At 49.1% G+C, this 8,534-nt stretch carries 7 protein-coding genes and 1 pseudogene; 3 read left to right on the top strand and 5 right to left on the bottom strand.

What is annotated here, in order from left to right; genetic code table 11:
- Nucleotides 1-198: hypothetical protein (locus tag Q0095_RS01440; RefSeq protein ID WP_297880689.1), on the top strand; the 198-nt coding region annotated here is incomplete at its 5' end.
- Here the strand turns inward: Q0095_RS01440 and Q0095_RS01445 are convergent.
- The 4 genes from Q0095_RS01445 to Q0095_RS01460 all read right to left on the bottom strand — a co-directional run bounded on the left by Q0095_RS01445 (nt 154) and on the right by Q0095_RS01460 (nt 4,653).
- Complete coding sequence (locus tag Q0095_RS01445) at nt 154-516, bottom strand: hypothetical protein (RefSeq protein ID WP_297880691.1); 363 nt, start codon at nt 514-516, stop codon at nt 154-156. The two genes, Q0095_RS01440 and Q0095_RS01445, sit on opposite strands and share 45 nt — an antisense overlap.
- A gap of 419 nt (nt 517-935) precedes the next feature.
- A complete protein-coding gene (locus Q0095_RS01450) occupies nt 936-2,372 on the bottom strand; it encodes a DUF4139 domain-containing protein (protein WP_297880693.1) in 1,437 nt (478 codons plus the stop codon).
- A 519-nt stretch (nt 2,373-2,891) separates the two neighbouring features.
- Complete coding sequence (locus Q0095_RS01455; protein ID WP_297880695.1) at nt 2,892-3,668, bottom strand: ABC transporter ATP-binding protein; 777 nt, start codon at nt 3,666-3,668, stop codon at nt 2,892-2,894.
- Nucleotides 3,661-4,653, bottom strand: coding sequence for an iron ABC transporter permease (locus Q0095_RS01460; protein WP_297880697.1), 993 nt, complete (start codon nt 4,651-4,653; stop codon nt 3,661-3,663). The genes Q0095_RS01455 and Q0095_RS01460 overlap by 8 nt, the downstream gene beginning before the upstream one ends.
- A gap of 476 nt (nt 4,654-5,129) precedes the next feature.
- Between Q0095_RS01460 and Q0095_RS01465 the strand changes: the two genes are divergently transcribed.
- Nucleotides 5,130-5,276 carry a hypothetical protein gene (locus Q0095_RS01465; protein ID WP_297880699.1) on the top strand — a complete coding sequence of 49 codons (147 nt, stop codon included), beginning with the start codon at nt 5,130-5,132 and terminating at the stop codon, nt 5,274-5,276.
- 253 nt (nt 5,277-5,529) lie between these two features.
- Here Q0095_RS01465 and Q0095_RS01470 read toward each other — a convergent pair whose 3' ends face one another.
- Nucleotides 5,530-8,253 carry a carbon monoxide dehydrogenase gene (locus Q0095_RS01470; RefSeq protein ID WP_297880701.1) on the bottom strand — a complete coding sequence of 908 codons (2,724 nt, stop codon included), beginning with the start codon at nt 8,251-8,253 and terminating at the stop codon, nt 5,530-5,532.
- Nucleotides 8,254-8,341: 88 nt separating this feature from the next.
- Here Q0095_RS01470 and Q0095_RS01475 point away from each other — a divergent pair.
- Nucleotides 8,342-8,534, top strand: a pseudogene (locus tag Q0095_RS01475) (30S ribosomal protein S12); the annotation flags it as partial.

The raw sequence follows: 8,534 nt of genomic DNA on the forward strand, positions 1-8,534 counted from the left end.
AAGCCTATCATCTTATCCGAAGAGAAAAATCCATTTCATAACGGAAAAATGTTTTTAGAAAAATCATTTTTAATAAAAGAGAATCAATTTTTTGTGAATTATGCCAGACCTGATTATATAAGTTGGTATATTGAGCTTAACAATAAAGAAGATTTAACAAAAATCAAACCAGTTTTCTTCATTAAAATCGCCGATTAGATAGAGCTTAGAGATGTGCGCCGTATAAAAACTATGGCCGAAATTTTTTATATCGTGCTCATCGATAATGGTATTTCGCAAAATTTCATAGTCGTAATATCTTTTAAAATAATTTATAGCGGCATTTTGAAGCAATTCTTCGTTGCTCAGAATTCTATTCTCTTTTAGACAATATCCCTTTTGATATTTGTAATAGCTAAAAATAGTAACTATGCAGGAGCCTTGCGAAGCGGAATAATCCGGCACGATGCGAATAAACAGGGCGCAGAAAAGTAGCGCCGCGGCTAGGATTTTAAATTTAAGTTTGTGAAATTTCATAACTATCCTTTAAATGCCGCCAGTGAAGCAAACGCACGCCTCGCCGCTCCGTTAAATTCATATCTTCGCTCCGCGTTCATCGCCCCGACCTTTTAAATTTGAGATAAGCTTTAGCGACGCTCAAAGTTTTTCTACCCGCGCCAAAACCCCTTTGCGTCGCTAAATTTCATATCTCGCGCTAGCCAATTTTCAATCGCCGCAAGATTTAAATTTTGGTTCTTGCAGCGCTTAAATTTTACTCGGCGCGGCGCCAAAAATTTCAGATAAATTCTAAAGCCGCGCCTTAGTTTTATGCCCGCAAAATTTAACCGCACCGTAAAAAGTCGGTCTGCCGCGTAAAATTTAGCGGCGCGGCGAAGGGGGAGCCCGTCTCATAAAGCGGTGCCGCATAAAATTTAGTCGCACCGCGCCAAAGCTCGTTATTTCTTCGGCTTGCTTAGCTCATAGCCGAAGTGGATCTTTTTGCTCTCGCCCGGCTTTAGCTCAAAGTCCCAGCTAAGCAGTCCGTCCTTGCCGAGGCTGCTCTGCTCGGGCGAGTTTTTCAGCGCGACCTTTACGTCTTCATGCGTCGAAACGGGCACTCGCTCTTGCAAAACCACGTTCCACGCGCGCTTGGAGCTATTTTTGATTTCGTAATCCCAAGCCATGGAATTTTTACTTTCGCCGCCGAAAAATGAGTTTTTCGTGAAGTTGTTCGCCTGCTCTTTTTTGACTTCGATCAGACTGTTTTTACCCAGATATGCCGTAGCCTCTGCGTTTGCGGCAAAGCCTAGATGCACGAGCCCGATCTGCACGCCGTCGAGCTTTATTAGCGTTTCGCTCTCCTCTATGCTTCTTTCGGGGATAAATTTAGCCCGCACGTAGGCTGCCTCGCTGCCGTAGCCGTCGATGAGTAGATCAAATTTCGCATCCAGGCTCTGCTTATCGAAGCTGAACTCGCCCGCCTCGCCCGCCTTGAGGCTTACGCCGCTAATTTTCCACACCTTTGAGAGCGAGCTTTCGATATTCGAGCCCGTCCTCGCATACGATGATCTAGCCTCCGCCGCAGGCGCCCTCTGCATATCCGCCACCTCTAGCATCACGTCCTTTTTATAAGCCGCCGCGGGCGCCGGCTTTGCAGGCTCGCCCTCGTACCACGGGTAAAAGGGCTGCGGCGCGGTCTGCGAGGAGTATTCGTAAGGATACAGCGCGATCGTCAAATTCGCTAGCTCGGCGTTTAGCGGATTTTGCACCGAGAGCTTTTGCGCGACCTCGATTTTGCCGCTTGCAAGATCGGCAGAGAGCTCGTTGTGCGTGTAGGCGCTTACGTCAACGGGGTAGTTGATCTTAACGAAGCTCGGATCGCAGCCGAAGTTCGCGTTTAAGCGGCGCTCGTTTTTGATCACGTATTTTGAAATTTTCTCTTTGAGCTTTCCGATTTGCTCGTCCGTTTTTGAAATTTCGCCCGCTACGAGCAGGACTTCGTCGTAAACTTTTTGCGAATCTGTCTTTAGGCTCGCTAGGCTTCTATCTTTTAAGCTCGCGAAATCGCTTAAAAAGCGCTGCTGCGCCTTAAGCGCGACCAGGCGGTCGCTTAGCTCGCGCAGGCTCTTTTCGTCCGCCTCTTTTTTGGAGAATTCCGCGTTTTTCACGGGCTCGCTCTCCTCCAAAGACAATTCGCGCACCTCGCAAGAGCCCGCGATCTCGATGCTGCGTATATCCAAGTACTCCGGCACATTCACGCTGAAGTTTGATTTTTGCGCGCCGAAGTTTTGGTGCAAGAAGGCGGAGTTCGCGTAGATCTCAAGGCTATTTTCCTGCGCGCTCAAATTTACGGCAAGCGCCGCAGCTGCGCTTAAAAGAACTATTTTTTTCATTTTCGCTCCTTAAAAATTTTACGTAATTGTAACGATAAATTTTGATTTTTATGCTTAAAATTTAGAGCGAATTTTAAAAATTCCGGCCCCGGTGCTCGCTTTGAAATTTTAAAATTTCGCCGCAGTAAAAACTCCGCCGCAGAGGCTAAAATTTTATCGCTGCTAGCGCCCATTAAGTCCTCTCGCTCTCGCAGTCTAAGCGATAAAATTTAAATTTACGAAGCTTCTATTTCGAGTACGAGCTGTGCTCGTCCGCGAAGTTAAACCGATAAATTTTAAAATTTTGCGTAGCAAAATTTCTGAAACTTTAGGCGAGCGAAGCAATGCGAAGGAAGCGCGAGGCGCTTCCTTCGCGAGAAATAGTGAAGCTCCTCATCGCAGCGGTGGCTTAGCCATCGCGCGAAGTTAAACCGATAAATTTTAAAATTTTGCGCAGCAAAATTTCTGTAACTTTAGGTGGGTCGAGGGAGCGAAGCTCCCCGTCGCAAGGACGAGCTGTGCTCGTCCGCGAAGTTAGGATTAAAACGGATACGTCAAGCAGCAGACCCTGCCGACCTTTTCGTTATAGCTGACGTCGAGCTTCAGATCGTATAATTTGCTTAAAATTTCGCTTTTTATGATCTGCTCGGCCTTGCCGTATGCGACCTCGCCGCCACCTTTTACGAGCGCGACGTATCCGCCTAAAAGCAGCGCGAAGTCCGGATTGTGCGTGGCTAAAACGACGGTGTAGCCGTTTTTTAAAAGCTCCTTCGTGGCGCGGAGGAATTTGTATTGGTTGGCAAAATCTAGCGCCGAGGTCGGCTCGTCGAAGATCACGATCTTAGGCTCGCTGCAAAGGGCGCGCGCGATGGACGCCATCTGCCTCTGGCCGCCGCTTAGGCGCGTGATGATCTTGTCTTTTAGGTGCCAAATTTCAAGCATTTTCATGTAGCGCTGCGCGAGCTTGTAGTCGTTCTCGCTCGGCTGCGAAAAGATACCTATATGCGCCGTGCGCCCCATCAGGACGTATTCAAAGACGCTGTAGTCGTACTCGCAGACCTCGCTTTGCGAGACGTAGCCGATGATCTCGGCGCGCCCTTTGGCGCTAAGGCTCGCCATATCCTTGCCGTCAATTGAAATTTTACCGCGCAGAGGCTCAAGCGTGCCGCTGATTAAATTTAAAAGCGTCGATTTGCCCGCGCCGTTTTGCCCCAAAATCGTCAGCATCGCGCCCGCTTCGAGGTTGAAATTCACGTCGCGCAGCGTTAGAGGGGCGGATTTTACGTAGCCGAAGTCTAAGCTCTCAACCCTAACCATTTAGCTTCCTTTTGTTTTTAAGCAGGATGAATATAAAAAATAGCGTGCCGATAAAGCCCGTAAGCACCCCTAACGGGATCTCGCTTTGATTTATGCTGCGCGCTACGTCGTCTACGATGAGCACGAAGATCGCGCTTAAAAATATGCTCGCCGGGATCGCCTTGGTGTTGCTCACGCCCACGATCATGCGCGTTAGATGCGGCATCAAAAGCCCCACCCACGCGACTATGCCGCTGATACACACGCTGCTTGCGGTTAGTAGCGTCGCGCAGACGATGATGATGCCCCGCTCTAGCACGACGTTTACGCCGAGCTTCGCCGCGGTCGCATCGCCCATGGATAGGACGTTTATGCGGTAGCTCATCAGCACCAAGATAGCGATACAAACCCCCATCACGGGCGCTATCATCGCTAGCACGGAGGGATCGACCTTCGCGAGGCTTCCTAACTGCCAATACACGATGTCTGCAAGCTTCGTCTCGGGATCTGCCATAAATTTTAAAAATCCGATCAGCGCGCCCATCAGACCGCTTACGATGATGCCCGCAAGCACGAGCATTATGGTGGCGCTCGAACGCAGCGCTCGCGTAATCAGAAGCGTAATGCAAACCGCCGCGAGCCCGAAAACGAAAGCGAAAAGCTGGATCAAAAGGATATTTAGATCAAGCAGTATCGCGATCGCCGCGCCCACGCAAGCCCCCGCGCTCACGCCCAAAAGATCGGGCGAGACGAGCTGGTTTTTGAAGACGCCCTGATACGCCGTGCCGCTGATGCCAAGCGCCGCGCCCACGAGCACTGCGGCGATGATACGCGGCAAGCGCACCTGCATGATCACGTTATGGACGTTTTGCGCTACCTCGCCGCCGCTAAGCGCTTTTAAAACCTCGGTGATGCTTAGGCCGAAGCGCCCTATACAAAGCGATATCGCGATCGTCGCGATCGTCGCCAGTATCAGCAGCACGAGCATAAATTTAAAATTTTTCATACCTTCCCTTGCTTTAAATTTTATCTTTTGCCTTAAATTTAATCTTTGAAATTTCGCTTCATCGAAACCCGCTTAAAATTCCGCTTTAAATTCCGCCCTCCGGCTCGTAGCAAAAGGCTTGCAGTAAAATTCCTTCGTGATAACTCCAAGATCAATATTTCAGAAAAGATCCGATGAAAATTTTAGCCGCCTGCAAGATTTGTAGTGACGTCCTCGCGCCCGTGCGGTCTCAGCCGAAAATATTTGCAGGCGCAGCATAGACGCGCTTTTGTCGCGCCGCTTCAAGCTGCGAAACGCAGGACTTGACAGCAGTGCCTCCGCCTCGCACGACATCTTCTACCGATGATGACGCAGAGGCTGCAGCGACTTTGATTTATACATCTAAATCCTTAAACAGATGTGGCATTTTAGCACATATCATATTAAATTTTTATGATTTCGGCTTTCATATACGTGAGCATACGTGAGCGAATCTAATGGCGTGCAGCTCGTGGAATAAGGCCTTTAAGCGAAATTTCGCTTGCAGATTTCAGATGAGAGCCTACGAAATTTACGCTGAGATGGAATTTCATCCTTTCGCGAAAGATAGACTTAAGCTTGATGGCGGAATTTTGCCCGGCTAAATTCCGCCGATTTAGCAGCAGACGCAGCGCGCGGCGAAATTTTACGTAGGATTTGAAGATTTGATTTAGAATTCCACGAACGGATGCGGCGCGAAAATTTTATCTTTATTTGACCTCGGTTTTTGCTAGTCACTTAGTCGTAGAATTTTGCTAGCCGTTTGGATGCAGGATTTTATTTGCCCGCAAGGGGTTAAATTTTATCATGAAATTTCGCATCGCTTAACAATGCGATGCGAAATGAATCCGTCCGTCGCTACTGCCAGCCTAGGGCTTTGCGTTTTAAGCGCATGTCGCTTACCATTTTTAGCGCGAGCGCGACCGGATCGGTATCTACGTGCATCACAGAGCCAAGCGCCCGCCTGGTGCCCTCTTTGAAAAAGTGTATGACGTTTGCGGAGCCGTGGATTTGATACTCGACGCAGTGATACGAGTCGATGCCCATTAGGCGGAATCCAAGCGAGGCATCGACGCCCTTTTCGTTCGCCCACTCGGGAGAGGTGAAGGCAAGCGGCAGCTCGTAGAGATTTTTGTCTAGCACCCCTGCGATACCTGCGAAAATTCCGCTGGAGCGGGTGTTGTCGATGCACTCACCCACGTGCCATACCGGCGGAAGCTCATCTTTTTCTAAAAACGCCCGCAGCGACGCGCCTGCTTTTTTATACGCGCTTTTTTGGCAAAAGCCCAGCTTCATTAGCGGGAACGACGCGCAGCCGTTGGTTAGGATTAGGACGTTATTTTCGATTAGGGTTTGTGCGACATCTATGATAGCGCGCTCATAAGGCACTTTAGGATTGGTGCAGCCGACCATATTTACGATGCCTAAAATTTCACCGCTTTTTAGCGCGTGCGCTAACGGCTCCATGCCGCCGTAGTGTTTATGGACGAATTCTACCGAAAAGCCCACTTCGGCCTCGACTTCATACGGCGGGATATATACCGGCAGTCCCTTGCGCTTTTCGTGAGATTGCAATGCGCGGTCTAGAATTTTACGCGCCAAATTCCTAGTCTCGGCGATATTGCTATGGTGATGATCGTAGCCTATATGCTCGGCTCCGGGAAGCCTAGCTGATGAGCTTGTGGTAACGACCTTGGTCTGGAAGCAGTTAGCTACATCCATTATCGCAGGATAGACATCTTGGACATCGGCGATCCACAGATCAAGCGCTCCCGTGCCTATGACAAGTTCGGCAGTTACGGCGTTTGAGAGCGGTACGACGCCCCAGTTGCGATACATCGCCGATAGCCCAGAACAGCACACGCCGTAAAATGCGATCCCCTGTGCGCCTATTTCACGAGCCTTGTCTTGGTACTCCTTAGAATTTCCGATCTCCACTATTAAGCTTACTAGTGTCGGCAGATGCCCATGCACGGCGATATTGACCCAGCCTTTTTTAAGCGCGCCCATATTGCTTTTGGAAGTTACGCGATCTCCTACGCCAAATAGCGCATCCGTAGCGATATTCGCAGCTACTACGCCGGTGAATGTAAAAGCAAGCCCGCAGCGCAAAAGATGCTGCATCACGCTGCGCCAGTCTCCGTCCGTGCCTACACCCGTTCGGTGATACGCCTCAAAGACTTCGTTATACGCACTAATCGGCAAGATATCCAGCTTCCGCCATACCTCTTGACGCTCCTTGGGTGCGAGCGCAGTGATGGTTTTATACTCGCCGCTACTTTGCGAAAGGTCTGTCAAAAGCGTATCGGCAAGCTCGATCGCTACCTCTTTTAACTCTCTGCCTTCAGTTGGAATTCCAAAGGCTTTGGCGGTATTGATGATTTTGTATTCGCCTATGATTGGCAGATCTAGCTTGCCCTGTGCCGCCCATTTTAGCGACAGCAGAAGCTCTCTGGCGTGCGCGCCGTGTTGAGCTACGCCCGCAGCTACTTGGCGCAGTAGGTTGCGCGATACGATGAGATCGGCGTCCGCACCGCAAGTGCCGCGATCGGCCTTTTTAGTAATTTTGCAAGGTCCCATATTACAGATCTTACAGCATACTCCGCTAAGTCCATAACTACACATAGGCATCTGTTTATCAAAGCGATCAAACGCCGTATCTACGCCGATCTGCTCCATCCTAAGCATCATTTCACGCACGGCGGGATCGGGGGTTTTCTCAAGTACTTCTTGCTTTGTAGGGAAGGTCTTTTTGTATTCAAGCAACGCCTTCATATAATCCGCCGTAAATTCCGCCTCGTGAAAATGCTCGAAAAGATTGCCCTGCGCGTCTTTATGTGTGTGCGGACTAGCCTCTGCGGGCACTAAAACTTTTGGGATGCCGTGCTCGTCAAATCCAATAATCGCGCGATGAGAGTGGGGTTTGTGATCATGGCAATGTTCGTCGTGCTCGTATGAGCAGGCGGCGGAATCCTCGTCGCGCTGCTCATGCGAAGACGCCGCAGAATTTGCGCCGTATTCGTGTAAATAGGCTGCGAGGTTTTTTTCTTGATCGTGTGGATGGGGCGCAAGATCTTCGTCGTGTAGATGCGAGTGAATTGCGAAGCTATCGCTATGTTCGTGCGAACAAGAGAAGTGGCCTTTGCTGCTTGGGCTCTTTGCAGGATTTGAGATGGAATTTGTCAAAGAATCAGCCATGGAATTTATTGTAGAGTTTATTGCGGATTTTTTAGCGTTGCCTGCGCTTTGAGTGCTTGAGTGCGCCGCAAAGTTCGTGCTTGAGGCAGAGCTTGCGCTATCATCGTAGCCAGACGCGGAATTTTTGGCTTCGCAGTCGCACTCGTCGCAGGAATTCCCACCTGCGGCGCGATTTTTAGAAATTTTGTCGCGAGCATGTGAGGCGGAAGTCATAGAATTAGCGGCAGAATTTTTAGCAGTGCTTGCACTTTTGTCGAAAACGGATGCGGCGGAGCTTTTGACCGCGTCTGCGGCAAAATTTTCCCCCTTATTCGCAGCGGAATTTTCATCCGTCGCAGCCTTCTTGCGTGAGCCTTTTTGTTTTGCGATTTTGTCGTTTGCCATGGTTGTCTCCTTAAAATTTATTTTAAAAATATGAACCACCTGGATGAGTGATTCATAAAACTATCGAGGAAAGGAGGAAACCATAGAAATGCCAACTATTAACCAATTAGTTCGTAAACCTCGTAAATCAAAAGTATCAAAATCAGATTCACCAGCACTTAACAAAGGTTACAACTCTCAAAGAAAGAAAGAAACTAACATTTCTTCACCACAAAAACGTGGAGTTTGTACTCGTGTTGGGACTATGACACCTAAAAAACCTAACTCAGCTTTACGTAAAT

The sequence above is a fragment of the uncultured Campylobacter sp. genome (assembly GCF_938045535.1).
Classification (GTDB): Bacteria; Campylobacterota; Campylobacteria; order Campylobacterales; family Campylobacteraceae; genus Campylobacter_B.

What these genes read in the sequence shown, in the direction of transcription:
- Q0095_RS01445 (WP_297880691.1), bottom strand. Translation starts at nt 516, where the DNA reads ATGAAATTTCACAAACTTAAATTTAAAATCCTAGCCGCGGCGCTACTT.
- Q0095_RS01450 (WP_297880693.1), bottom strand. Translation starts at nt 2,372, where the DNA reads ATGAAAAAAATAGTTCTTTTAAGCGCAGCTGCGGCGCTTGCCGTAAAT.
- Q0095_RS01455 (WP_297880695.1), bottom strand. Translation starts at nt 3,668, where the DNA reads ATGGTTAGGGTTGAGAGCTTAGACTTCGGCTACGTAAAATCCGCCCCT.
- Q0095_RS01460 (WP_297880697.1), bottom strand. Translation starts at nt 4,653, where the DNA reads ATGAAAAATTTTAAATTTATGCTCGTGCTGCTGATACTGGCGACGATC.
- Q0095_RS01465 (WP_297880699.1), top strand. Translation starts at nt 5,130, where the DNA reads ATGGCGTGCAGCTCGTGGAATAAGGCCTTTAAGCGAAATTTCGCTTGC.
- Q0095_RS01470 (WP_297880701.1), bottom strand. Translation starts at nt 8,253, where the DNA reads ATGGCAAACGACAAAATCGCAAAACAAAAAGGCTCACGCAAGAAGGCT.